The organism is Actinomadura chibensis NBRC 106107 (assembly GCF_001552135.1).
GTDB classification, from domain to species: Bacteria; Actinomycetota; Actinomycetes; order Streptosporangiales; family Streptosporangiaceae; genus Spirillospora; species Spirillospora chibensis.
Window position 1 is genome coordinate 106,606 of sequence record NZ_BCQP01000038.1, and the last position, 24,707, is coordinate 131,312.

General features: G+C 73.7%; 21 protein-coding genes and 1 rRNA gene. 8 read left to right on the forward strand and 14 right to left on the reverse strand.

Translation table 11 applies throughout. From position 1 onward, the window contains the following. Entirely contained in the window at positions 1-1,632 is a 1,632-nt protein-coding gene (locus tag ACH01S_RS22415; RefSeq protein ID WP_083980990.1) for a peptide ABC transporter substrate-binding protein, read from the reverse strand. Positions 1,633-1,881: 249 nt separating this feature from the next. Here ACH01S_RS22415 and ACH01S_RS22420 point away from each other — a divergent pair, with 249 nt between their 5' ends. After that, positions 1,882-3,183, forward strand: coding sequence for a M20/M25/M40 family metallo-hydrolase (locus ACH01S_RS22420; RefSeq protein WP_067894681.1), 1,302 nt, complete (start codon positions 1,882-1,884; stop codon positions 3,181-3,183). 1 nt (position 3,184) lies between these two features. Here the strand turns inward: ACH01S_RS22420 and ACH01S_RS22425 are convergent, their stop codons facing one another. From ACH01S_RS22425 to ACH01S_RS22435, 3 genes are all read right to left on the reverse strand, one after another. Then, a complete protein-coding gene (locus tag ACH01S_RS22425; RefSeq protein WP_067894578.1) occupies positions 3,185-3,961 on the reverse strand; it encodes an ABC transporter permease in 777 nt (258 codons plus the stop codon). Beyond that, the gene (locus ACH01S_RS22430) at positions 3,958-4,953 is read right to left on the reverse strand and encodes an ATP-binding cassette domain-containing protein (RefSeq protein WP_067894581.1); all 996 of its coding nucleotides are present in this window, start codon (positions 4,951-4,953) and stop codon (positions 3,958-3,960) included. The genes ACH01S_RS22425 and ACH01S_RS22430 overlap by 4 nt, the downstream gene beginning before the upstream one ends. 154 nt (positions 4,954-5,107) lie before the next feature. Next, positions 5,108-5,752 (reverse strand): PadR family transcriptional regulator, encoded by a 645-nt coding sequence (locus ACH01S_RS22435; RefSeq protein ID WP_067894583.1) that lies wholly within the window; start codon positions 5,750-5,752, stop codon positions 5,108-5,110. Positions 5,753-5,854: 102 nt separating this feature from the next. Between ACH01S_RS22435 and ACH01S_RS22440 the strand changes: the two genes are divergently transcribed. Both ACH01S_RS22440 and ACH01S_RS22445 read left to right on the forward strand, forming a co-directional pair. Then, positions 5,855-6,748: a hypothetical protein gene (locus tag ACH01S_RS22440; protein WP_067894586.1), complete on the forward strand. Its 894-nt coding sequence runs from the start codon at positions 5,855-5,857 to the stop codon at positions 6,746-6,748. Between the two features lie 107 nt (positions 6,749-6,855). Beyond that, complete coding sequence (locus tag ACH01S_RS22445) at positions 6,856-7,893, forward strand: MBL fold metallo-hydrolase (protein WP_067894589.1); 1,038 nt, start codon at positions 6,856-6,858, stop codon at positions 7,891-7,893. Positions 7,894-8,114: 221 nt separating this feature from the next. On the opposite strand, the gene ACH01S_RS22450 is transcribed toward ACH01S_RS22445, so the two are convergent. Beyond that, on the reverse strand, positions 8,115-9,704 hold the full coding sequence (locus ACH01S_RS22450; RefSeq protein WP_067894593.1) for a substrate-binding and VWA domain-containing protein: 1,590 nt from the start codon (positions 9,702-9,704) through the stop codon (positions 8,115-8,117). 274 nt (positions 9,705-9,978) lie between these two features. Between ACH01S_RS22450 and ACH01S_RS22455 the strand changes: the two genes are divergently transcribed. Beyond that, positions 9,979-10,617, forward strand: a complete 639-nt coding sequence (locus tag ACH01S_RS22455; RefSeq protein ID WP_067894599.1) for a pyridoxamine 5'-phosphate oxidase family protein — start codon at positions 9,979-9,981, stop codon at positions 10,615-10,617. 78 nt (positions 10,618-10,695) lie between these two features. Here the strand turns inward: ACH01S_RS22455 and ACH01S_RS22460 are convergent, their stop codons facing one another. Then, entirely contained in the window at positions 10,696-10,884 is a 189-nt protein-coding gene (locus tag ACH01S_RS22460; protein ID WP_067894602.1) for a DUF5302 domain-containing protein, read from the reverse strand. Between the two features lie 231 nt (positions 10,885-11,115). Here ACH01S_RS22460 and ACH01S_RS22465 point away from each other — a divergent pair, with 231 nt between their 5' ends. Together ACH01S_RS22465 and ACH01S_RS22470 are read left to right on the forward strand one after the other, a co-directional pair. Further along, the gene (locus tag ACH01S_RS22465) at positions 11,116-12,432 is read left to right on the forward strand and encodes a cytochrome P450 family protein (RefSeq protein ID WP_218010353.1); all 1,317 of its coding nucleotides are present in this window, start codon (positions 11,116-11,118) and stop codon (positions 12,430-12,432) included. A gap of 78 nt (positions 12,433-12,510) precedes the next feature. After that, entirely contained in the window at positions 12,511-12,918 is a 408-nt protein-coding gene (locus ACH01S_RS22470) for a DUF2795 domain-containing protein (RefSeq protein WP_067894605.1), read from the forward strand. A gap of 15 nt (positions 12,919-12,933) precedes the next feature. Here ACH01S_RS22470 and ACH01S_RS22475 read toward each other — a convergent pair whose 3' ends face one another. The 7 genes from ACH01S_RS22475 to ACH01S_RS22505 form a co-directional block, all read right to left on the reverse strand. Further along, positions 12,934-14,895, reverse strand: coding sequence for an aconitate hydratase (locus ACH01S_RS22475; RefSeq protein WP_067894608.1), 1,962 nt, complete (start codon positions 14,893-14,895; stop codon positions 12,934-12,936). Further along, positions 14,892-16,475 carry an FAD-dependent monooxygenase gene (locus ACH01S_RS22480; protein ID WP_067894611.1) on the reverse strand — a complete coding sequence of 528 codons (1,584 nt, stop codon included), beginning with the start codon at positions 16,473-16,475 and terminating at the stop codon, positions 14,892-14,894. The genes ACH01S_RS22475 and ACH01S_RS22480 overlap by 4 nt, the downstream gene beginning before the upstream one ends. A 145-nt stretch (positions 16,476-16,620) precedes the next feature. After that, the gene (locus ACH01S_RS22485) at positions 16,621-18,222 is read right to left on the reverse strand and encodes an acyl--CoA ligase family protein (RefSeq protein ID WP_067894614.1); all 1,602 of its coding nucleotides are present in this window, start codon (positions 18,220-18,222) and stop codon (positions 16,621-16,623) included. A 119-nt stretch (positions 18,223-18,341) separates the two neighbouring features. Next, on the reverse strand, positions 18,342-19,196 hold the full coding sequence (locus ACH01S_RS22490) for a hypothetical protein (protein ID WP_067894616.1): 855 nt from the start codon (positions 19,194-19,196) through the stop codon (positions 18,342-18,344). Between the two features lie 97 nt (positions 19,197-19,293). Continuing rightward, positions 19,294-20,601: a UDP-N-acetylglucosamine 1-carboxyvinyltransferase gene (murA, locus tag ACH01S_RS22495; RefSeq protein WP_067894620.1), complete on the reverse strand. Its 1,308-nt coding sequence runs from the start codon at positions 20,599-20,601 to the stop codon at positions 19,294-19,296. A gap of 51 nt (positions 20,602-20,652) precedes the next feature. Further along, positions 20,653-21,627: a hypothetical protein gene (locus ACH01S_RS22500; RefSeq protein WP_067894623.1), complete on the reverse strand. Its 975-nt coding sequence runs from the start codon at positions 21,625-21,627 to the stop codon at positions 20,653-20,655. 192 nt (positions 21,628-21,819) lie between these two features. After that, positions 21,820-22,410, reverse strand: a complete 591-nt coding sequence (locus ACH01S_RS22505) for a TetR/AcrR family transcriptional regulator (RefSeq protein ID WP_067894689.1) — start codon at positions 22,408-22,410, stop codon at positions 21,820-21,822. 65 nt (positions 22,411-22,475) lie between these two features. On the opposite strand from ACH01S_RS22505, the gene ACH01S_RS22510 reads away from it, so the two are divergent. Both ACH01S_RS22510 and ACH01S_RS22515 read left to right on the forward strand, forming a co-directional pair. Beyond that, positions 22,476-23,702: an MFS transporter gene (locus ACH01S_RS22510; protein ID WP_067894692.1), complete on the forward strand. Its 1,227-nt coding sequence runs from the start codon at positions 22,476-22,478 to the stop codon at positions 23,700-23,702. Positions 23,703-23,932: 230 nt separating this feature from the next. Continuing rightward, on the forward strand, positions 23,933-24,427 hold the full coding sequence (locus ACH01S_RS22515; RefSeq protein WP_067894626.1) for a tetratricopeptide repeat protein: 495 nt from the start codon (positions 23,933-23,935) through the stop codon (positions 24,425-24,427). A 58-nt stretch (positions 24,428-24,485) separates the two neighbouring features. Here the strand turns inward: ACH01S_RS22515 and rrf are convergent. Continuing rightward, positions 24,486-24,602, reverse strand: a 5S ribosomal RNA gene (rrf, locus tag ACH01S_RS22520). Between the last annotated feature and the right edge of the window lie 105 nt (positions 24,603-24,707).

Consider the following 24,707-nt stretch of genomic DNA (forward strand, 5'->3'; position numbering starts at 1 on the left):
CTACTTCACCGTCACTTCGTTGACGACCAGGCCGGTCGCCCACGGGGTGATCGTCACGTGCTCCACCCGGTCGGAGCGCCCGCCCTGGCCCGCCCACGTCCACAGCGGGATCATCGGCAGCTCGCGGACGGCGACGTCCTCGGCCCGCTGGTAGAGGCCGAGCGCGGCGGTGCGGTCGGGCGTCCGGTTGGCCTGGGCGATGAGGTCGTCGAACTCCTTGTTCTTCCAGCCCATGCGGTTGCTTCCGGAGCTCCACATGTTCTCCAGGTAGTTCTGGGCGCTCGGGTAGTCGGCCTCCCAGTTCTGCCGGTAGGGGCCTTTCTCCTCGTGCTTGTTCAGCATGGAGAAGTAGTCGGACGCGGGCACCTGCCGGAACTGGATGTCCTGGATTCCGAGGTTCTGGCGAAGCGAATTCGCGACGATCTGCATCCATTGGGCGTAGGTGGGCTGGGCGTTGGAGAAGTACAGTTCCAGCGTCCCCTTGAACCCTCCGGCCTTCTGGAACAACTGCTTGGCCTTCGCGGGGTTGAACGTGCACGCCTCGCCGCACGCGTTCGGCCGGTGCCCCTGGATGATGGCGGGGAGCAGCGAGTCGGCGGGAAGGTAGTCGCCGTTGTAGACGGCCTTGTTGATGCCCTGCCTGTCGATGACCATCGAAATGGCCCTGCGCAGGTCGGGGCTCGCGAACCGGCCGTCCCACAGCGGGAACCCGAGGTAGTCCATCGTGCCCATCCTGCGCGGCAGGTACTGCTCGCCGAGCAGCCGTTTCGCCTCGGGCACCTTCGCGGCCGGGATCGTCTGCAGTACGTCGATGCGCCCGGCGCGCAGGTCGGTGTAGGCGGTGTCGGCGCTGGAATAGCTCTTCCAGACGACGCCCTTGTTCTTCGGTTTGCGCGGCCCGGCGTAGCCGTCGAACGGGACGAGCCGCACCTGCCTGTTGCGCTCCCAGTTCCCGTCCATCTTGTACGGGCCGTTGCCGATCGGGTGGACGTCGAACGCCTTGAGGTCCTTCAGCCCCGCCTGCGGCATCGGCGCGAAGGCCGGATACGTCAGCAGGAGCGGGAACTGGTTGAACGGGTCGGTCAGCGTGACCTTGAGCGTGTTCTCGTCGACGACCTCGACGCCCGACAGCTTGTCGGCCTTCGGTTTCGCCTTCTCGTCCTCGGGGTTCATGTCGGCGTACCCCTGGAAATGCGAGAAGTAGTCGTTGGCGCCGTAGGCGTTCGGGCCGTAGGCGGCGTTGTTCCAGCCGTCCGCGAAGCTCCGCGCGGTCACCGGCTCGCCGTTGTGGAACTTCCGGCCCGGCCTGATCTTGATCGTCCAGACCTTCTGGTCGTCGCTCGTCACCGACTCGGCGGCGAGGTCGTAGGACGTCCCGTCGGGCCTCAGCCCCACCAGGTTGTCGAACAGGCCGCTGAGCACGTCGAACGAGTAACTGCTGGTCGTGTTGCCCGGGACCAGGTGGTCGGGCTCGGGATGGCCCACCGTGAACGTGCCGTCGCTCGCGCCCGCGTCGCCCCCGCCGCACGCCGACAGGCCGAGCGACGCGGCGAGCGACAGGGCGAGCGACATGGCGGCGAGCCCGGCGGCCGTCCGGCGCGGTCCCCTTCCGGCACCCCTCTGGCTGGTCATGCTCCTCCTCGGCCCTCGCACCGTCGCGCCGCGGGCGCTTGGCCGCCCGCCGCACCTAGATTGCTGGCAGCGTCGTACTCGCGGTGACCGTTTGGATACGCCGCTGACGGAGTCGAAACCGGATCGAGACGTTTTTGATCAACCGTTGACACAGGTCAGCGGCGGAGGAAAATGAAGGTTTGTTCCGAAAGGGGTGGGACGGGAATGGAGGTTCGCGACGATTCACCGGGCGCCGAGCAGGCGGCGGAAATGTCGGCGAAAACGGCGGCGGAGGCGGCGGAGATCTGCGCCGACCTGATCCGGTTCGACACGACGAACCGGGGCGAGGGCGTGGCGCGGCCGGAGCGTCCGGCCGCCGAGCACGTCGCCGGGCTGCTGGACGAGGCCGGCGCCGCCCCCGTGGTCGTCGAGTCCGCGCCCGGCCGCGCGAGCGTGCTGGCCCGGCTGCCCGGGACCGACCCGTCGCATCCGGCGTTCCTCGTCCACGGGCATCTGGACGTGGTGCCCGCCGACCCGGCGGAGTGGACCGTCCCGCCGTTCTCCGGCGAGGTCCGCGACGGCTGCGTGTGGGGCCGCGGCGCCGTGGACATGAAGGGCGCCCTCGCGATGACGCTGGCGACCGTCCGGCGGCGGCTGCGCGAGGGGCGGCGCACGCGCGGCGACCTGGTGCTGGCGTTCCTCGCCGACGAGGAGTGCACCGGCGAGTACGGCTCCCGGTACGTCGCCCGCGAGCACCGCGATTTCTTCGCGGGCTGCGCGGAGGCGATCAGCGAGTCGGGCGGGTTCAGCGTCGCGGCGGGCGGCGCGCGGATCTACCCGATCGCGACCGGCGAGCGCGGCACCGCCTGGATGCGGCTGACGGCGCGCGGGACGGCCGGGCACGGGTCGAAGCCCGCGCCCGACAACCCGGTCGCCGAACTGGCGCACGCCGTGTCGCGGCTGGCCGCCCACGAGTGGCCGGTGCGGCTGACGCCCGGCGTCCGCGCCCTGCTGGACGGCCTGGCCGACGCCCTCGGCACGACCATCGACCACGACCGGCTGGACGCGGAGGCGGCGCGGCTCGGCGGCGTCGGACGCCTGTTCGCCGGGACGGTCCGCAACTCCGCCAACCCGACCCGGCTGGACGCCGGATACAAGGTCAACGTCGTGCCCGGCACGGCGTCCGCGCAGGTCGACGGCCGCTACCTGCCCGGCACCGGCGACGAGTTCCTCGCCACCGTCGACCGGCTCCTCGGCCCGAAGGTCACCCGCGAGTTCGTCAACCACGAGGAGGCCCCGGCGGCCGACCCGGAGGGCCCGACGTTCGCCGCGCTCGCCGCCGCGCTCCGCGCCGAGGACCCGGCCGCCCGCCCCGTCCCGTACGTGATGGCGGGCGGCACGGACGCGAAGTCGTTCCACCGGATCGGCGTCACGAGCTTCGGCTTCACCCCGCTGGCCCTCGGCGCGGACCTCGACTACTTCGGCATGTTCCACGGCGTGGACGAGCGCGTCCCGCTGGACGGGCTGGCGTTCGGCACCCGCGTCCTCGACCGCTTCCTCGACACCCGCTGAGTCACTGCGACCGCTGGTAGCTGCGGAACGAGAAGACCGCCAGGCTCACCGCCGCGACGGTCAGGGCGAGCAGCCACGATCCGTGCAGGGCGGCCGAGCCCCAGTCGGGGTCGTCCGACAGCGCGGCGCGGGCGGCGTCCAGCGCCCAGCTCACCGGGTTCGCCGCCGACACGTGCCGGATCCACGGCGGCATCAGGCCCTTCGCCATGAACGCCGACGACAGGAACGTGAGCGGCAGCAGCAGCATCACGTTCAGGCCGATGATCGTGTTCCGGTCCCGGACCAGCAGCGCGAGGGTGTTGGACAGCGCGGCGAGGACGACCCCGACCAGCACGGCCGCCGCGACGAGCACGGGCAGCCCGGCCGCCCCGCCCGGGTAGTGCGCGCCCGCCGCCCAGCCCAGCAGGACGATCACGAGCGACTGGAACGCCGTGCTGAGCGCCTGCTCGATCACGCCCGCGTTGGCGATGGCGCTGCGCCGCACCGGCGTGACCAGGAACCGGTTCAGGGTGCCGCGCTCGATCTCGTCCATGGTCGCCATCCCGGCGAACGAGTTCAGCGACACCGCGTTCATGATCACGACGCCGGGGACGATGTAGTCGATATAGGACTGAGTCCCGAACCCGGGCAGCTCCACGATCTTCTTGAACAGCTCGCCGAACAGGAACAGCCAGATCATCGGCTGCGCCAGCGTCAGGACGAGGACGGCGGGGTTGCGCAGCAGCGCCGTGAGCCGCCGATGGGTCATCCACCAGGTTCCGGTCACCAGCGCGCTCATCGGGCGCCTCCCGCCGCCGCGGGCGCGGGGGCCTGCGCGGCGTCGGCCTGGGCGAAGCGGCGTCCGGCGTAGCGGAGGTAGACGTCGTCCAGGGACGGCCGCGCGACGGTCGCCGCCGCGGCCGGGGCGCCCGCCTGGTCGAGCGCGGCGAGCACGGCGGGCACGGCCGCCGCGCCGTCGTCGGCGCGGGCGCTGAGCCGCGGCCCGTCCACGACGACCTCCCGGACGCCGGGCAGGCGGTCGAGCGCGGCGCGCACCAGCGGCTCGGGCGGCGCCTCCGCCCACTCCACGTGGACGGCGTCGCCGCGCAGCTCGCCCTTGAGCCCGTCGGGGGTGCCCTCGGCGACGACGCGCCCGCGGTCGACGATCGCGAGCCGCCGCGCCAGCCGGTCGGCCTCCTCCAGGTAGTGGGTGGTGAGCAGGATGGCGAGGGCGTCGTCCCCGGCGAGCCGGGCGATCTCGGCCCACATGGACGCGCGGGCCTCCGGGTCGAGGCCGGTGGTGGGCTCGTCCAGGAACAGCACCTGCGGCCGGTGGACGAGCCCGAGCGCGACGTCGAGCCGCCTGCGCATCCCGCCCGAGTAGGTCTTCACCGGCCGGGACGCGGCGTCCTCCAGCCCGAACCGGGCGAGCAGCTCGGCGGCGCGCCGCCGGGCGTCTCCCCCGCCGAGCCCGTAGAGGCGGCCCTGCAGGACGAGGTTCGCGACGCCGCTCGCGTCGGGGTCGGCGCCGGACCGCTGCGACACGACGCCGATGACGCGCCGCACCCGGTCCGGGCGGCGCAGCACGTCGTGCCCGGCGACGGCGGCGGCGCCCGCGTCCGGCCGGATCAGCGTGGTGAGGATCTTGACGGTGGTGGACTTGCCCGCCCCGTTCGGGCCGAGCAGGCCGAGGATCTCGCCCCGGCCGACGGTGACGGCGAGCCCGTCCAGGGCCCGGACGTCACCGGGATAGGTCTTCACGAGGCCCTCGGCCTCGATGGCGTGCGCCATGGTCGTCTCCGTGTTCGCAAGGAGTGCCGAGCGGAGCGACCCGGATAGGCTTGACGTGCGTGCTCGCCGTCCGGGCCGCGCTCCGCGCGGGTTCGGTGGTGGGTTCTCCGGCCCGGCGGCGGTGTTGCAGCACCGCCGCCGGGCCTCCGTCGCGCTAGTCCGGGGCCGCTCCCCTCTCCGCCAGCTCGGCGAGCTCGGGCGGAAGCTCCCCGGTCTCGTGGAAGGCCCGCCAGAGGTCGAGGTGCGGGAGCGTGCCGTCCTCGATCTCGGCGAGGAAGCCGCGCACCCACGCGACCTCGGCCCGCTGGATCGCGAGGTCGTACTCGCTTTCGATCAGGAAGAGCCGGGGGAGGTCGGACGCGGCGGCGAGCGCGGCCTCGTCGTCGGCGATCCGCCGCTCCATGAGGTCGAGGCGGCGGCGCAGGAGGGCGGCCGTCTCGTCCGGGCCGAGCGCGCCGAGCACCGACAGCCCGGCCTCGAACCGGGGCCGCTCCCGGACGGGCTCCCCGATCAGCTCCCGGACCCAGTCGGCCAGCTCGTCGCGGCCCGCGTCCGTGATGCGGTAGACGGTCCGCTCCGGGCGGGCGCCCTTGCGGTCGCTGCCCTCCACGGCGAGGAAGCCGTGCTTCTCCAGGTTGGCCACGACGGTGTAGAGCGAGCCCCACTTGATGTCCATGTCGTGCTCCTTGCCGCGGGCACGCATCAGCGAGGCCATCTCGTACGGGTGCATCGGCCTGGCCGAGACCGTCGACAGCACGGCGAGCCCCAGCAGGTTGCCCACCTTGCGCCGCTTGGCCATCACCCCTCCTCGTATACGAGTACTCGTAGGCGAGTATAGGCGGGGCGCGCCGGTCCCGTCCAGGCCGGTCGGGGACGGCGCGCGACGGGTAAAGATCGGAACGTGGACTTCTCCAGTGCCGCCGACGAGCTGTACGGCGTCCCGCCCGCCGATTTCGTGGCGACGCGGACGCGGCTCGCGGGCGAGGCGAAGGCGGCGGGCGACGGGGCGCTCGCCAAGCGGATCGGCGCGCTGCGCCGCCCGACGCTGTCGGCGTGGGCGGTGAACCTGCTCGCCCGGTCGGCGGCGGACGACCTCGCCGACCTGCTCGACGTCGGCGCGGACCTCCGCGCCGCCTGGGGGACGGGCGGCGGCCTCGGCGACCTGGAGCAGCGCCGCGCGCGGCTGGTGCGCACGCTCGTCCGCGCGGCGGGCGACCTCGCGGCGGACGCGGGCAACCCGCTGCGCGAGCAGGCGCTCCGCGAGGTGGAGGACACCCTGCAGGCCGCCACCGTGGACGCCGACATCGCCGCGGAGGTCCGCGCGGGACGGCTGGCCCAGCCGCGCAGCCACTCGGGGTTCGTCCCGGCCGGGTTCCCGATGGCCCCGCCGGAGCGCGCCGGGCCGCCCGCGGAGGAGAAGCCGAAGAAGGAGAAGAAGAGGAAGAAGGCGAAGGAGAAGGCGCGCGAGCAGCCCGCCTCGAACGTCACCCGCACGAGCACGGCCCGCGCCCGCCGGGCCGAGACGCTGGCCGGACGCGCCGAGGAGGCCGAGCGCAGGCTCGCCGAGCGCGAGGCGCGGGCCGACGAGGCGCGGCGGGAGGCCGACGACGCGTCCGCCAGGGTCGGGCGGCTCCGCCACGAACTGGACGAGGCCGTCGCCGCCCGCGACGCCGCGATCCGCCGGGCCGAGCGCGCCGAGCAGAACCGCACGCGGGCGGCCGAGGCGGCGCGCGAGGCCCGCGACGCCGCCCGGGACGCCCGCCGCGCCGCCGACCGCGACGCGCGGCACGGCTGACCCGCCGGGCCGCACCCCCGCCCCGGGGCCGAAGGGTCACGATGAAATAAAGTCGGGCCGAACGTCATTCCAATTACGGAAGATCAGGCGGACGAAGGGGGCGCGCGGTGACGGCACCGGTCGTGGAACAGCCGACGGACTGGACCGAGCCGGGCGCTCATCCCGTGGCGGCGGGCGTGCACCGCGTCCCGCTGCCGCTGCCGATCCCCTCCCTGCACGCCGTCAACGTGTACGTGATCGAGGACGCCGCGGGCCTCGTCGTGATCGACTCCGGCTGGGCGATGCCGGACGCGCGCGCGTCCCTGGAGGACGGCCTGCGCGCCCTCGGCCACCGCCTCGACGACGTGGCGCAGTTCCTCGTCACCCACGCCCACTGGGACCACTACTCGCAGGCCCTCGCGCTGCGCGAGTCGTTCGGGACGCGGGTGCGCATCGGGCGGGGCGAGCGCCCGTCCATCGAGGCGTTCGACGCGCGCAGGGGCCTGCACCCGCGCCAGGTCGAGCTGCTGCGCCGCTGCGGCGCGGACGACCTGGCCGCCGAGATCGCCGGGATGGCGGTCCGGCGGTCCGAGCAGGACGTCCCGCACACCCTCCCCGACGCCTGGCTGGACGACGGCGAGCGGGTCGCGCTGAGCGGGCGCGGCCTGGACGTGTTCGCCACCCCCGGCCACACGCGCGGCCACGTCGTCCTGCGGGACGCGGCGGCCGGGCTGCTGTTCGCGGGCGACCACGTCCTGCCGCACATCACGCCGTCCATCGGGCTGGAGACCGAGCCGGAGCGCAAGCCGCTGCGCAGCTACCTGGACTCGCTGCGGCTCGTCCGCGACATGCCGGACACGCTGCTGCTGCCCGCGCACGGGCCGGTCGCGCCGAGCGTCCACACCCGCGTCGACCAGTTGCTGGAGCACCACGCCGAACGGCTGGACGCCGCCGCCGAGCGGGTCCGCGCGGGCCACCGGACGGCCTTCGAGGTCGCCGCCGCCATGCCCTGGACGCGCCGCCGCCGCGCCCTGTCCGACCTCGACGCCTTCAGCCGGATGCTGGCCGTCCTGGAGATCGACGCGCACCTGGACGTCCTCGCCGACCAGGGCGTCCTGGACGCGCACGAGGAGTCGGGCGTCCGCCGCTACGCGCCCCGCGCCTGACCGGCGGGAAAGCACCGAAGGCCCATCCGGAATCAGGGCCCGCGCGCCCGATGAGTTTCCGCGCGTCCCCGAGTCTGCATTGACGACCGCACCCGGACGGCCGTCGCGCACTTCCCTCGGGGGCACGCCCCGCGTGTGCAGCCCGGCGCGGCGGTCCCGCGGCCGTGCCGTGGCCTGGACAGGGGAAGGCCACGGCACGGCCGCCGACCTGCCCGCGGGCGTCAGCAGTTCGGCGTGCAGACGCGCCGGGACATCGCCTCCAGCAGGAGGCGCTTGCTCTCCTCGGGCGTCCGTGCGACCTGGACGACCCCGTGGGTGGCCTCGGCGAGCCGCCTCAGCAGGTTCACGTCCACGTCGTCGCCGAAGCCCTGGAGGATCACCTGGACGGGCTGCGTCGGGTCGTACTCGGCGCCGAGGTCGGCGAGGGTCTGCGCGAAACTCGGCCCGCCCTTGTCGTCGTTGCGGCCGTCGGTGAACACGAGGACGGTGTTGACCATCTCCGGCTTGTAGCTGCGCTTCATCTCCCGGAACGCCGCGAGCAGCGACTCGTACAGCCCGGTGTCGCCGTTGCGCCGCACCTTGAGCGCGCCGAGGTCGCTGAGGATGCGCTGCCGCTGCGTGACCGACCCGACGCGGTTGCCGAGCGGCGCGATCGGCACCCGCTCCGCCCAGTCGCGGGAGCCGCGGAGCCGGGTGGAGAACTCCCAGACGCCGAGCTCGCTGTCGTCGGCGAGCAGTTGCAGGCCGGTCTGGCCGACGTGGGCGGTGGCCTGGAGCCGGTCGAGGCCCGGCGCGACCCGCTCCCCCATCGAGCCGGACACGTCGAACAGCACGAGCAGTCGGGTCGGCAGGGAGAGGCGGGCGTAGGCCTCCGCGACGCGGCGGACGTCCGCCGCTCCCGGCGGCCGCGAACCCTCCTGGTCGTCCGGGTCGAATCCCGCCTTGCGCAGGTCCTCGCGGGTGTCGCGGGCGAGGAGCACGCGTTCGAGCTTCCGCGCCGCCGACGCGCGGCCGCCGTCGCGGGTGACGACCGTGAACGGGTAGTCCAGCGACAGCGTCCCCTCGTTCGGGACGCCGCCGTACGCGCGCGGGCCGAGGCTGCGGCGGTTGTGCTCGAACACCGCCTGCTCGGACGCGACGACCACCGCCCCTCCTTCGACGGCGTCCTTCGCGCCGAGCGCCTCGTCCACGGTCGGCGCGGTCGTCTCCCGGACGGCGCGGACGAGCCCGGTGAACACGGCCCGCCCGTCCGGGACGACCGCGAGCAGCCGGTCGGCCATCAGCAGCGCCGCGAGCCCGGTCGCGCTCCGCGTCGGGTCGGGGACCTGCGGGCGCGGCCCCGCCGGACCGGCCGGCGGCCGTTCGCTCACCGCGGCGGCGGCCGGTCCGAGCAGCAGCTTCCAGGACGGGTCGGTCGGCGCGGCTGTCGCGAGGACGATCGGGCTGCGCGCCACGGACCGGCCGGTGTAAGAGGGCTTGGCGAAGGCCGTCCAGAACGTCGAGTCGGGGATCCACGCGTCCGGTCGTTTACCCTCCCCCCGGCCGGACAACAGCGTGCTCACCGCCGCCGGGTCGGCGCCCTGCAGCCGGACCCGCGCGCAGGTGCCGCTGGAGCGGTCGAAACGGCGGGCGGCGGCGTCCAGGGCGGGCAGGAGTTCAGGGGCGACGGCGACGTCCAGGGTGATGCGGTCCTCGGACGCGCAGCCCGCGATCTCGGCGAACGCGTAGGCGCCGATCCCGGTGAGGACGAGCACGCCCGCCGCCGCGGCGAGGATCGGGACCAACCGCCGGCCCGGCGAGCGTCCGTTCATCGATGCCTCGTTTCACCCAGGGTCACCGTTCCCGGAAACGGTCCGGAAGAGACGGTCCATTAGATGAAAAAGGCGAGAAAGCTGTCAAGATTAGTCAACCTTCTCTTCTGTATCGCTTGAATAACCGCCGATCGCGCGGGCGCCCGGTTTCGGCGCGAGCGGAATGACAATGGCGTACCGGGTGGAATGTCCGGCGCGGGCCGGGGCCCGGGGCACGGCGTCCCGAAGCTCCCGAGTTAGGCTGATCTTCCGATTCTCGGCGGAAGGAGGGGCGATGCCGGTCGCCTCCGAGTTCACTGCGATCACGTCCCCGGGCGAGCTGCGCGAGCTGCTCGGCGCGCCGATGCCGCGGGCCGTCGCGAAGGAGCGCACGGCGCTGCACGAGCGGGACCGCGACTGGCTCGCGCAGTCGCCGTTCTGCCTGATCGCGACCGCCGACGCCGAGGGGAACTGCGACGTGTCCCCGAAGGGCGATCCGCCGGGGTTCGTCCGCGTGCTGGACGACACGACGATCGCCGTCCCGGACCGTCCGGGCAACCGCCGCGCGGACGGCTTCCTCAACATCCTCGCCAACCCGCGCGTCGGGCTGATCTTCCTGATCCCGGGCCGCGGCGAGACGCTGCGGATCAACGGGCGGGCGACGCTCGTCCGGGAGGCGCCGTTCTTCGACGACCTCGTCGTCAAGGGGCACCGGCCGTCGCTCGCGCTGGTCGTGGAGATCGAGCAGATCTTCTTCCACTGCGCGAAGGCGCTGATGCGGTCGAAGCTGTGGAAGCCGGAGACATGGGAGCCGGACGCGCTGCCGTCGCACGCGCGCCTCGTCAAGGAGATCCAGCCCGTCGACGAGACCGTCGAGGAGTTGGAGCGCTACTACTCCGAGGCCAACTACTCGAAGAAGCTGTACCAGGCCTGAGCCCGGCCGCCCCCGCGCCTCACCCGCGCGGACGGGTGGACCCCCGCGCCGTCCTCGCGGGGGTCGGCGGCGGGCGGGTCAGCCGCTCTTGCGGCGGAACTGCCGCTGCCGGTCGGCGCGGTCGTGCGTCCCGCGCACCTTCGAGCCGCTCCGGCCCGAGGCGCCGGTGTTCTTGCCCGCTTCTCCGCGCTTGCGCTCCAGGGCCTCCCGGAACCTGCGCTTCACGTCGTCCTCGCCGTTCTCGGGTTCTCCTGACGACTCGGCCATGCGGACCTCCAGCTCTCATAGGGGCATCCCTAGCCTCACATACCCCGGGGGCCGAGGTCATCCGGGGGCCCGTCCGTGTCCGACTTCGGGAGATTCCCCCAGAAACCGTCCGAACATGAACGTTCTTCTCTAGGGTCTATGCTCGTGGAACCCCCGAACCCTCGGGCGGAGTCGCAGGCAGGGACCGCATCCGCCCACCCCCCGCTGGAGTCGCTCGCCGTCCGACCGCTGTTGAATCGTGACTACGAGTCCCGTCCGGCCCTCTTCTACGAACGGCTGCGCCTGGAGTACGGGCCGGTCGCGCCCGTCGACGTGCTGGGCGTGCCGGTCTGGCTCGTCATCGGCTACGCCCAGACGCTCGACATCCTGCGCGACACCCGCGGCGTCTGGAGCCGCCGGCTGGACGCGTGGCGCGCCTACCGGGAGGGCGCGGTACCGGCCGACTGGCCGATGCTGCCCCTCGTGGAGACCGGCCACTCGACGTTCATGGACGGCGCCGACTCCACGCGGCTGCGCACCGCGTGGAGCGCCGGGCTGCGCCCCTTCCAGGACCGGACCCGCCCGGAGGCCAAGGACCTGGAACGGGACGTCCGGCGGCACGCCGACGAGCTGATCAGCGTGCTCGCCGAGAACGGCCGGACCGGCTGGGCCGACCTGTCGGCGCAGTACGCGCGCCCGCTGCCGCTCCTCGTCATGGGCCGGCTGCTCGGCGAGACCGCCGGCTACGACGAACTGATCATGGACCTGTGGCGCGCGATCGACGCGGGCCCGGACTCCGGCGAGGCGTGGGGGCGGGTGCACGCCAAGATGGCCGCCGTGTGCGCCGCCCGCAAGGTCTCCCCCGGCCGCGACCTGCCGTCGTTCATGCTGGGCGCCGTCCCGGACCTGACCGTCGAGGAGCTGACCCGCGAGATGGCGCTGATGGCGGGCGTCGTCGGCGACGTCACCGGCACGCTGGTCTGCAACACGATCACCGAGGTGCTGATCGGCGAGACCGGCGCGCGCGACAGCCTGTCCGGCGGCATGATCCAGGAGGCGATCAACCGCGCCGCCGCGGCGCACCCGCCGTTCGCGAACCTGCTGCCCCGCTGGCCCAAGGTCGACGTGCGCGTCGGCCGGTTCCAGATCGCGGCCGGGGACGCGGTGATGGTGTCGCCCGCCGCCGCGCACCTCGACCCGGCGTTCACCGGCGGCGCCGGGCCCGACTCGATCTACAGCTCGCGCGCGCACCTGGCGTGGAGCGCGGGCGGGCACGCCTGCCTCGGCCGCGACCTCGCGACGTCGATCACGACGATCGCGGTGGAGCGGCTGTTCGAGCGGTTCTCCGGGCTGCGGCTCGCGCTGCCCGCCGACCAGCTGCCGTGGCGGTCGTCCCCGATCATGCGGGGGCTGCGGTCGCTGCCGGTCACCTACGAGCTGTCGGCCGAGCAGCCCCCGCCGCCCGCCGCCGAGGCGGAGCGGGCCGAGCCCGCCGCGTCCGGCGACGAGGGAAGGCAGGAGTCGCTGGTCCGGCGCGTCCTGCGGCTGATCCGCCTGTCCCAGTCCTGACGGCCTCGCACCCGGGCGGATGTTTGGGGACGTCCGCCCGGGAATGTCCTGTCCGGTACGCGGCACGGAGGACGGACGATGCGAGACCAGAGCGACAAGCACGGCCCGAGGCTCGACGACGAGATCGGGCGCGAGACGCAGGGCATGGTCACCGGCGGCCACCCCACGCACGCCGAGGAGTTCAAGGAGACCGAGCCGTACTCCGACGACTACCCCGCCGACCCGGAGGCGGCGTCCGGCGCCGACCGCGAGGGCTCCCCGCCCGGCATGAGCGGTCGGGACGTGGAGAGCCGCAGCGCCCTCGCCCGGATGCTCAGCGGCGTCCGGTACCCGGCGCGGCCGAACGAGCTCGTCCGGCACGCCGCCGAGGCGGGCGCCCCGGACGGGATCCTCGACGAGCTGCGGGGACTGGCGAGGCGGGAGTACGAGAACGTCGCCGACGTCGCCGAGGAACTCGGCTACGGCCGCGAGGAGCGCCGCTACTGACGCAGGCCGCCGGGGTCAGCGCCTCCCGGCGGCGCGTTCCCGCAGCAGCGGGATCTGGCCCCCGGCGACGACCAGCTCCCGCTGGCGGGGCGAGAGGCGGTGCCGCGCGCGGTACGTCTCGTCCCTGGTGACGTTGCGGACGTCGAGCTCCGACCCCGACTCCAGCGCGTCGCGGACGCCCGCGACGCGCAGCACGTCTCCCTGCCCGACCCGGTCGTAGTCGGCCCCGTCGGCGAACTCCAGCGGCAGGACGCCGAAGTTGACGAGGTTCTGCCAGTGGATCCGCGCATACGCGCGGGCGAGGACGAGCCGCAGCCCCAGGTGGCGGGGCGCGATCGCGGCGTGCTCCCGCGACGACCCCTGCCCGTAGTTGCGCCCGCCGACGACGGCGTGCGCCCCGGCCTCCCGTGCCCGGCGCGGGTAGCCCTCGTCGAGCCGGGTGAACGCGAAGTCGGCGAGCCGCGCGATGTCGCTGCGGAACGGCAGCGCGCGGGCGCCCGCCTGGAGGATCTCGTCGGTCGACACGTCGTCCCCGACCTTGATGACGACGGGCACCTCAAGGTCGTCGGGCAGCGGGTCCAGCTCGGGCAGGACGCCGATGCTCGGCGCCCGCTCCAGTGCGACGCGCCGCGCCTCGTCCTCCGGCGGCGGGGGCTCCAGCAGGTCGCGGCCGGGGCTCGACCGCTCCGGCAGGTCGACGGCGAGCGGGGCCGCGCCGAGGTCGCGGGGGTCGGTGATCCGGCCGGTGAGCGCGGCGGCCGCGGCCGTCTCCGGCGAGCAGAGCCAGACCCGGTCGTCGGCGGTGCCGGAGCGCCCCGGGAAGTTCCGCGGGAACGTCCGCAGGCTGTTGCGGCCGATCGCCGGCGCCTGGCCCATGCCGATGCAGCCGAGGCAGCCCGCCTGGTGGATGCGGGCGCCCGCCTGGATCAGGTCGGCGGACGCGCCCATCCGGGTGAGGTCGAGCAGGATCTGCCGGGACGTCGGGTTCACGTCCAGCGACACCCCCGGCGCCACCTGGCGGCCCCGGACGATCGCGGCGACGGCGGCGAAGTCGCGCAGCCCCGGGTTCGCCGACGACCCGACGACCACCTGGTGGACCTCCTCGCCCGCCACGTCCCGGACGGGCACCACGTCGCCCGGCGAGCCGGGGCGCGCGATCAGCGGCGCCAGCTCCGACAGGTCGATCTCGTCCTCGACGTCGTAGGACGCGCCGGGATCGGCGGTGATCTCGGTGAAGTCGTCCGCGCGCCCCTCGCCGCGCAGGAATTCGAGGACCCGCTCGTCGGCCGGGAACACCGACGTCGTCGCGCCCAGCTCGGCGCCCATGTTCGCGATGACGTGCCGGTCCATCGCGGTCAGTGACGCGAGCCCCGGCCCGTGGTACTCGATGATCCGGTTGACGCCGCCGCGCACGCCGTGCCGCCGCAGCATCTCCAGGATCACGTCCTTCGCGCTCAGCCACGGCGGCAGCTCCCCGGTCAGCCGGACGCCCCAGATGTCCGGCATCGTCAGGTGCAGCGGCTCCCCCGCCATCGCGAGCGCCGTCTCCAGCCCGCCGACGCCGATCGCGAGCATGCCGAGCGACCCGGCGGCGCAGGTGTGCGAGTCCGAGCCCGCGAGCGTCGCGCCCGGCACGCCGAACCGCTGCATGTGCGTCGGGTGCGAGACGCCGTTGCCCGGCCGCGAGTACCAGAGCCCGTACCGGCGGCACGCCGACCGCAGGAAGATGTGGTCGGCCATGTTCCGCTCGTCGGCCTGGAGCAGGTTGTGGTCGACGTACTGGACGGACACGTCCGTGCGGACGCGGTCCAGGTCGAGCGCCTCCAGCTCCAGCATCACCAGCGTGCCGGTCGCGTCCTGCGTCAGGGTCTGGTCGACGCGCAGCCCGATCTCGGCCCCCGCCGTCATCTCCCCGCTCACCAGGTGCGCGGCGATCAGCTTGCGCGCGACGTTCCGGCCCCCCGTGCCGTCCGTCATGGTCGTGTCCTCCGCTCCTCCCGGTCCGTGCCGTCCCCGGGGACGCTCCCGAGCTGCTCCGGCCCCCGCACGGGCCGGTCGGCGGGACGCCCGCACCAGTGGCCCAGCGCGTCCCTGATCGCCGCGGCCCGCCGGTCGGGCGCGGTCTCGTCGGTCGCCCACGCGATGTGGCCGTCCGGGCGGACGAGCGCCGTCGTGCGGGTCGCGGCGCCCGCGAGCGCGCAGTGCACGCGGCCCGCCCACCGCTTGGTCGCGAGATAGGTCACCGCCGGGTCGTTCGCCGCGACGACCAGCACGAACTGCCCGTCGCCGAGCAGCTCGTAGAGCCGTCCCGGGCTGCCCGCGAGGACGACGTCGGGCGCCCGCCGCCCGGCGAGCCGGTGCGCGCCGCGCGGCGCCGGGTAGGCGATGTCGATGCCCGAGACCGCGCCCGCCAGCCGCCGCGCCACCGGCGGGACGCGCACCGCCGCCCACGCCCCGGCCGTCCGGGCGAGGCGCAGCCAGCGCGGCTCGACGAGCACCGCGCCCAGCAGCGCGCCGCTGCCGCGCAGGACCTGCCGCCCGACCGGGCGCCGCTCCTCGTCGTAGCTGTCGAGCAGCCACGACGGCGCCCAGCCCCAGAGTTCGGCGGCGAGCTTCCAGCCGAGGTTGGCGGCGTCCTGCAGCCCGGTGTTCATGCCCTGCCCGCCCGCCGGGGAGTGGACGTGCGCCGCGTCGCCCGCGAGGAACACCCGTCCGACCCGGTAGCGCGGGACCTGCCGCTCGTCGCTGTGGAACCGGGACGTCCAGCCCACGTCGTGCATGCCGTGGTCGGAGCCGAGCGCCCGGCGGACGGTGTCGCGCAGTTCGGCCACGTCGACGGGCTCGGAGTCGGGCGCCTGGTGGCGGCGGTTCCAGGCGATGACGCGGTGGCGGCCGTCCCCGAACGAGACGAGGAACGCGAACGCGTCGCCGACCGCGTTCCCGGTCAGCGGGGCGGCGGGCGGTTCGCGGAGCCGGACGTCGGCGAGCATCACCGACCGGACGACCGCGCGCCCCGGGAACGGCAGCCCGAGCTCGCGGCGGACCGTGCTGTGCACGCCGTCCGCGCCGACGACGTAGGACGCGCGGCGCGTCGCGGCGCCGCCGTCCGCGGTCCGGACGTCGACCTCGACCCCGGCCGCGTCCTGGCGGAGCGCGACGGCCTCCGCGCCGTAGGCGATGTCCGCGCCCGCCGCGAGGGCGCGTTCGCGCAGCACCCGCTCCGTCTCGTACTGCGGTGTGACCAGCATGAACGGGAACCGTCCGGGGAGCCGCCGCAGGTCGAGGCCGGTCGTGCCGAGCGCCCGCAGCACGTCGGCCCGCGCGCCGGTCGCGATCAGCTCGGCGGCGACGCCGCGCGTGTCGAGCAGTTCGAGCGTCCGGGCGTGGACGGCGAACGCCCGCGTCAGGTTCGACTCCGCCGCCGCGCGCCGCTCCAGCACCGTGCAGCGGATCCCGGCGGCGGCGAGGTCCCCGGCGAGGAGGAGCCCGGTGGGTCCCGCCCCGACGATCAGCACGTCCCCGGCGGGCTTCCCGGTCGGCTTGCCGGTGGACGGCATCGCGGTCCCCTCTCGGCCTCGGCGGCGGGCCCGGCCCCTGGCGGTGGGAACACTTCCCACGAACCGCCGGTCCTCACATGCCGGAGGGCCCGCGCCGCAACGGATTCGGCGGCCCCGCGCGCGGCCGCGCGGGGTCGCCCCGCCGTCAGCCCTGGACGCGGCGGTCGCGGCCCGCCCACTCCTTCTCGCGGAGCTGGAACTTCTGGATCTTCCCGGTGGACGTCTTCGGCAGCTCGGCCACGAACTCGACCCGGTCCGGCGCCTTGAACCGGGCGAGGCTCTCGCGGACGTGCCCGACCAGCTCCGCCTCCGTCGCCGCGTGCCCCTCGCGCAGCACCACGAACGCCTTCGGGCGCTCGCCCCACGTGTCGTCCGGGACGGCGACGACCGCGACCTCCAGCACGGCCGGATGCGAGTCGATGGCCCGCTCCACCTCCACGGTCGAGATGTTCTCGCCGCCGGAGATGATGATGTCCTTGGACCGGTCGCGCAGCTCGACGTAGCCGTCCGGGTGGCGGACGCCGAGGTCGCCGGAGTGGAACCAGCCGCCGCGGAACGCCTGCGCGGTGGCCTCCTCGTCCCGGTGGTAGCCCTTCATGACGTTGTTGCCGCGCATGACGATCTCGCCGAGCGTCTCGCCGTCGGCGGGGACGTCGCGCATGTCGTCGTCGACGACGCGCAGGCCGTCGGTCTGGACCATGCCGACGCCCTGCCGGGCGAGCAGCCGGGCGCGCTCGGCGCCGTCCAGGCCGGGCCAGCCGGGCTGCGGCTCGCACACCGAGTACGGCCCGTACGTCTCGGTCAGCCCGTACACGTGGACGATCTCCGCGCCGAGCTCCTCCATCCGCGCGATGATCTTCGGGCTGGGCGGGGCCGCGGCCGTCGTGACGGTCAGCGGCCGGGGCAGCGGATGGGCCTCGGGCGCGTTCGCGATGGTCACGAGGACGGTCGGCGCGCCGTTCAGGTGCGTGACGCCCTCGGCGTCGATCAGCCGCCACACCTCGCCGGCGGTCACGGCGCGCAGGCAGATCTGCGTCCCGCCGACGGCGGCGAGCGCCCACGGCGTGCACCAGCCGTTGCAGTGGAACATGGGAAGCGTCCACAGGTAGACGCTGCCGGGCGTGTGCCGGGAGTGGAGCACCTCGCCGAGCGCGTTCAGGTACGCGCCGCGATGGGTGTAGACGACGCCCTTCGGACGTCCGGTCGTGCCCGACGTGTAGTTGATGGAGATGGCGGCGTTCTCGTCCTGGACGCCCCAGTACGGCGGGTCGTCCGAGCCGCGCGCCAGCAGGTCGGCGTAGGCGATGCCGCCGACCGCCGGGTCGGGGTCGGCCCCGGCCGCCGGGACCGTGACGACCTCCGGCAGGCTCCCGGCGAGCGGCGCGACGGACGGGTGCAGCCCCGCGTCCACGACCAGCGCCTTCGCGCCCGAGTGGGCGACGATGTAGCGGATCTCGTCCGGGGCCAGCCGCGTGTTGATCGCGACGAGGACGGCCCCGGCCAGCGGCACGCCGAAGTGCGCGACCAGCAGCTCCGGCACGTTCGGCGCCAGGTAGGCCACCCGGTCGCCCGGCCCGATCCCGGACGCCCGCAGCGCGTTGGCGAGCCGGGTCGCCTCCGCCGCGAACTCCGCGTAGGTGGTGCGGCGGTCCCCGTGGACGAAGGCCGTCTTGCCGGGGAACACCTCCGCCGACCGTTCGAGGAACGCGAGCGGCGTGAGCGCCGTATAGCCCGGGCCGTTCTCCATCGGGAGCCTCCGTGCCGTCGGCCGGGGCGCCCGCGCCTCGTGCGCCGGCGCCCTCGGCGCGGGTGTGCCCTGCGTCCCAAGGATCGCACGCCCCGCCGCCGCGCTCCGGGCGTCGCAGGTCAGTTGCGTGTCAGGAGCGAGACGGCCCGCACGGTCGCGTACCCGCTCCATTCCAGCTCGGCGGCGGGCGAGTAGCTGGCGAAGTCGACGCGCCAGCCGCCGTCCTCGCCCTGCTGCCGGTCGAGGCGTTCGAGTTCGGCGGCGATGACGTCGTCCTTGAACAGCGCCCTGGCCGGACGTCCCGGGTACGGGGCGAAGTCGAGGGGGCGCATCATCTCGTCCTCAAGCCCGCCCTCGACGTGGACGAGCCCGTCGTCCGGCATGTGCGCGCCCAGCAGCTCGATCGTCTCGGTGTCCTCGACGGCGTCGGCCAGCAGGAGCGCGAACGCCAGCTCCAGTGCGTGCAGGTCCTTCTTCGTCCGCACGGTGTCGAGGCAGTAGCGCGTCGCGCGGTCGAGCCAGGGATGGGCGGCGACCGCCGCGTCATGGACCGCGACCCGGTGCGCCGTCGCCGCGACGATCGACGTGATCTGCAGCGAGGACGTCCCGGTGTCGGCGTTCGCCCAGAACGGCGCGCATCCGGCCGGGTCGGGGACGGGCAGCGCGAACGGCACGCCGCCGTCCGGCAGCGACACCGACTCCAGCCAGTCGCAGAGCGCGACCGCCTCGGGGACGGTGACCGGTGCCAGCTCCGCGAACACCTCGAACGCGTGCAGCGCGGAGCCGGGCTGGCTCGTCCGCGACCGGAGGTCGGGTTCGAGGCCGTTGCCGTAGCCGCCGTCGGGGTTGCGGTAGGCGGCCAGGGCGGCGCGCAGCGCGTCCCGGTCGCCCTCGCCGGTCAGCAGCTCGAACCGCCGCCGGTCGAGCATGCGGGCGTGCGTGGACATGAAGTCGATGGCCTTAATGAGGTTCATGCCTCCAGCCTGGCCGCCGGAGCCTCGGCGGTCTTGTAGCTTTCGGCCATGACCCGGTGAAATGCGGCGACGCCCAGGCGGGGCGGTCAGGCGGCTCTCAGGCGGCGGACGCGCGCAGCGGCAGGCCGAGCGCGCGGAACTGCTCCACCGGGCGGTGGTAACCGCGCTCGATGTGGTGCACGCCGCGCAGCGTCGACGGCCCCTCCGCCACCGCGGCCGCCAGCACCGCCGAGAACCCGGCGCGGATGTCGGGCATCGTCACGTCGCCGCCGCGCAGCTTCGTCACGCCCCGCACGACCGCCGAGTGCAGCGCCGCCGTGTCGTGGTACCGGCAGGCCGGGCCGCCCAGGCACGTGTCGTAGACCTCGATCTCCGCGCCCATGCTCTGCAGCGCCGGGACGTAGGCGAGCCGGTTCTCGTACACGGTCTCGTGCAGCACCGACATGCCGTCCGCCTGGGTGAACAGCACCATCAGCGGCGTCTGCCAGTCCGTCGCGAACCCGGGGTGGGTGTCGGTCTGGACGGCGGCGGGGCGCAGCCCGTCCGGCGCCGACGCCATGATCCAGTCATCGGTGATCTCGAACTCGGCGCCCATCCGGGTCAGCGTCGTGATCGCCGTGACGAGCCGGTCCTGCGGGCAGCCGTGCACCCGCACCTCGCCGCCCGTCACGAGGCCCGCGACGAGGTAGGAGAACGCCTCGATGCGGTCGCCGTCCAGCCGGGTCTGCGCGCCGCTCAGCCGCTCGACGCCCTCCACGACGATCCGCCGGTCCGGGGCGAAGGAGATCCGCGCGCCCATCCGCTGCAGGAACAGCGCCAGCTCGATGATCTCCGGCTCGGTGGCCGCGTTCCGGATGACCGTCTTGCCGGCCGCCCGGACGGCCGCGAGCAGCACCGTCTCCGTCGCGCCGACGCTCGGGTAGGGCAGCTCGATCTTCGTGCCGACGAGCCGGGACGCGCGGGCGTGGATGCCGTCCGCGGCGATCGTCACCTCGGCGCCGAACGCGCGGAGCGCGTCCACGTGGAAGTCGACCGGGCGGCGCCCGATCGGGTCGCCGCCGACCAGCGGGACGAACGCCTCCCCCGCCCGGTGCAGCAGCGGGCCGAGCATCAGGATCGGGATGCGGTTCAGACCGGTGAACGCCTTGTCGATGCTCGGGTCCGACACCGCCTCCGGGACGACGACGACCTCCCCGTCCGACCGCTCGACGGCCATGCCGACGTGCTCCAGCATGCCCGCCGTGATGCCGACCTCACCGACGTCCGGCGCGTTCCCGATCGTGCTCGGCCCGTCGCCGAGCATGGCCGCGACCATGTGCTTGCTGACCGCGTTCTTGGCGCCGCGGACGGTCACGTCCCCGCGCAGCGGCCCGGACGGCTCGATCTGCCACAACTTCTCAGCCACCCGAGCAGCCTACGGCGTCCCGCCCGAACTCAGGACGAACGAAACGAACACTCACCGCGAACGGGACGTACTCGGCGCCTCCCGGATCGCCGGAGGGGTGTCCTCGGCCTCGACCCGCTTCGCGGTGGCCCTCTCGATAAGGTCGGCGGCGGGGATCTGGTAGGGGGCGAGGGCGTCCAGGATGTCGCGGGTGTTCTGGATCCGGTCCTCGTTGATGGTGAAATGACCGGCGTCCGCGACCGCGTCCTCCTGCTCGTTTCCGGGAATGACGACTCCGACGATGCCGCCTTTGTCGGTGACCAGGGCGCGGTCGCTCGTCAGGCATTTCTGGTGCAGCGGCGGCACCGTTTCCGCCATGACCACGTGCAGGACGATTCCCGCGTCGAGCTGCTCGCGGAGAACGTCCAGCATGGCCGCGTCCACCTCGGCCTCCGACAGCACCAGAATGCGGTTGAGCACGAGGTCGTTTCGAGCGATCGCGGCCCGCTCGGTGGCGAGGTAGGTGATGTCGCGGCCCGTCCACCAATAGTCGTTCCCGGTGGCGCTGAGCGCCGTCATCTCGATCAGCGCGGGCAGGATTCCGGGACGGAACTCCTGCCGCCGCCCGAGCGGCGACTGGCCGTTGGCGAGGTCGCGCATCTCCTCCATGAACGCGCGCTGCCGCGCCTCGCGGAGCTTCAGCAGAATGGCGCTGTTGCGCCGGTCGATGAGCGTCCACTGCTCGGCGATCTCGCGGATGAACGCGTGGCAGGCGGGCGGCGCGTCGGCCAGCGATTTCGTGATGGCGAGCGCGGCCGATATCTCCTCAAGCCTTTCCCGGTCGTTGTGGATGCTCTCCTCGCGACGGAAGAACGCATCGATGACCAGGGTGAGATTGACGCTCGCGAGGGTGACGATGAGGGCGAGGCGCCCGTTGGTGCCGCCCGCTCCCGCGACGAGTGTCACGGTCCCGAGGACGACCGACAGAAGACCGCCGAACACGAGCCGGCCGCGCTGCCACGGAACCGCCGTTCTCCGCTCCGCCATCGCTTCGACTCCTCGCGGTCCACGCATGCCCGTCCGGCGCCGTGGCGGTGATCATCGACGCGCCGTTCCCCCGCGTCCCGCACCCCGCGCCCGCGACAGTTTCTCAGCACCGCGACCCCGCGTCTGTGCGCTTCGCCACATTGGGCCCGACACGTCCATTCCGCGAATGGATCCGTCGAGGCGGAGAGGGGGTCAGGACGCGGGGCCGCCTTCCGTCCAGGAGTCGGCGAGGGCGCACAGGTCGTCGAGCGCCGCCTCGACGCGCTCCCGGTCGCCGGTGGTGAGGAGGTCGGTCTGCAGCCCGGCGTACGCGCCGTTGAGATAGGTGGCGTGGACGCGGGCCCGCTCGGGGTCGAGCCCCCTGGCGACCAGGGCGTCCGCGACGAACGCGGCCCGGTCGGTCAGGAAGGCCGGGACCTTGTCGCCGAGCCGTCCGGCCGCCGCGAGCCCCTCGATCTCGCGGACGAGCCGGGTGTGCGCGAGGTTCTCCGGCGCGAGGTGGCGGCGCCACGAGTCGCGGACGATCGCGCCGATCCCCCGGGACGTGTCGTCCCAGCCCTCGGTCGCGCGCAACTGCTCGTGCTGGACCTCGTCCAGGCGTTTCAGCAGCGCGGCGAGCAGGTCGTCCTTGTCGGCGAAGTGGTGGGTCAGGACGCGCGTGCTCTGCCCCAGCGCCTGCGCGATCGGCCGCATCGACAGGCCGGACATCCCGTGCTCGGCGAGGTGGTCGAGAACCGCGTCGAGGATCTCGGTGCGGCGATGCGGGTCGCGCGGCCTGGCCACGAGTGGCGTCTCCTTCGGGTCCGGGACGACCATCCTATAGGGAAACGAGTGTTACCTTAATGGCCATGCCCCTTCTTTCCCGATCTCCCGCGGGCGGGCTCCGCCTCGCCGCGCTCGCACTGACCGCCTTCACCCTCCAGACGGACGACTTCGTCATCGTCGGCGTGCTGCCGTCCATCGCGCGCGGGCTCTCGGTCGGCGAGGCGGCCGCCGGGCAGCTCGTCACCGTCTTCTCCGTGATCTGCGCCGTCGTCGCCCCGGTCGCGGCGGTCGCCACCGCGTCCTGGCCGCGTCGCCGCCTCCTCCTCGCCGGGATGCTGCTGTTCTGCGCGGCCAACCTCGCGGTGCCGTTCGCCTCGTCCTATGCCGCCCTCATGGGGTTGCGCGTGCTGGCGGCGCTGGCCGCGGCGGTCGTCCTTCCGGCGGTGTTCGCGACGACGGCCGCGCTCGCCCCGCCCGGACGGCAGGGCCGCGACCTCGCCACCGTGATGGCCGGAGTGACCGGCGCGGTCGTCGCCGGAGTCCCTGCCGGGACGTGGATCGGCGCCGCGTTCGGCTGGCGGGCGACGTTCGTCGCGGGCGGCCTGCTCGGCGTGGCCGCGCTGGTCGTCGTGCGGGTCGCGGTGCCGGACGTCCCGCCCGGGCCCGCGGCCGGGGTGGCGGAGCGGCTGCGTCCCCTCGCCCGTCCCGGCCTGCTGTTCGTGCTGCTCGCCGCCGTCGTCGCGGTGCTCGGCAACCTGCTGTTCCAGACGTACCTCGGCCCGTTCCTGGCGGACGCGGCGGGCGTCGGCGCGACCGGACTCGGCGCCCTCCTCCTGCTCGCCGGAGCCGCGGGCATCGCCGGAGCGCGCTTCAGCGGCACGCTCGTCGACCGCATCGGGCCCGCGCGGACGTTCGCGCTCGCGATCTCCGCCTTCGCCGCCGCCATGGCGGGCCTCGCCCTGTTCTGGACGGTGCGTCCGGTGCACGTCGCACTCGTCGTCGTGCCGCTCGTGGTGTGGTCGGCCGCCGCGTGGGCGGTGCCGCCGCCCGTCCAGGCCCGCGCCCTCGCCTTCGCCGGAGACGAGGCCGGACCGCAAGCCCTCGCGCTGGTCAGCAGCTCGGTCTACCTGGGCGCGGCACTGGGCGCCGGTGTCGGCGGCTGGCTCCTCGACGCGTTCGGCCCCGGAGCGCTCCCCGTCGCCGCGGCTCTCTGCGCTCTCGCCGCGCTGGCGCTCTCCGCACCGGCCGGACGCTCCGTCCCCGGTGCCGTAGCTCAGCGGAACACCCGTGCCCGGAAGGCGAAGGTCTGAGCCCTCGCCGCGAAGGTGGCCGCGCCGGTGCGAGGTGTGTGGGTTGGCACCGGCGCGACCATGCGCTCGACCTTCGTCGAGCGGTCCAATTCTCCACCATCGCACGTTGCATGATCGTTGCACCCCCGCTTCAACGGAAAGCACGCACGTCCGGGCCCCAGACCGGAATCCGCCGGGCGGCACCGGCCGCCGGCGGACGCCGCTTCGCGCGGGGCGCCTATCCTGATGCAATGATCAACACGGGGCCGGACTGGGAACGCCGGGTCGACGAACTCTGGGCGACCTTCGACGACCACGAACCCGAGGACTTCCTCGCCAGAATGAAGGAACTGACCGGCGAACTCCCGGCCGGAGACGCGACGGCCCACTACGAACTGGCCTCGGCGCACGACTCGATCGGCAACGAGGCCGAGGCCGCCGCCCACTACCGGCAGGCGTTCGCCGCCGGACTGACCGGACCGCGCCGACGCCAGGCGACCATCCAGTTCGCCAGCACTCTGCGGAACCTCGGCCAGGCGGAGGAGAGCGTCGCCCTCCTCACCGCGGAACGGGACGCGGGCTCCGACGAACTCGACGACGCGGTCACAGCATTTTTGGCTTTGGCGCTCACCGATCTCGGACGCGACCGCGAGGCGGTCTCCCTCGCGCTCGGCGCGCTCTCCCGCCACCTACCGCGCTACAACCGCTCGCTCTCCAACTACGCGAAAGCACTGCTGGACGAGTAATCGACCCTAGAAATGAGGAAGGCCCCGCCGATAACGGCGGGGCCTCCCCTTAATAAATGTCCGGCGGTGTCCTACTCTCCCACACAGTCTCCCATGCAGTACCATCGGCGCTGAAGGGCTTAACTTCCGGGTTCGGGATGGGACCGGGTGTTTCCCCTCCGCCAAAACCACCGAACGCCCAACGCACCACCCCAACCAGGGCGGGCAAACCCAAGCGTCCAAAGCAGCAAAAGCATCGGACATATTCACTTAACAAGCGGACGGTTCCCGTTTGTTTTCC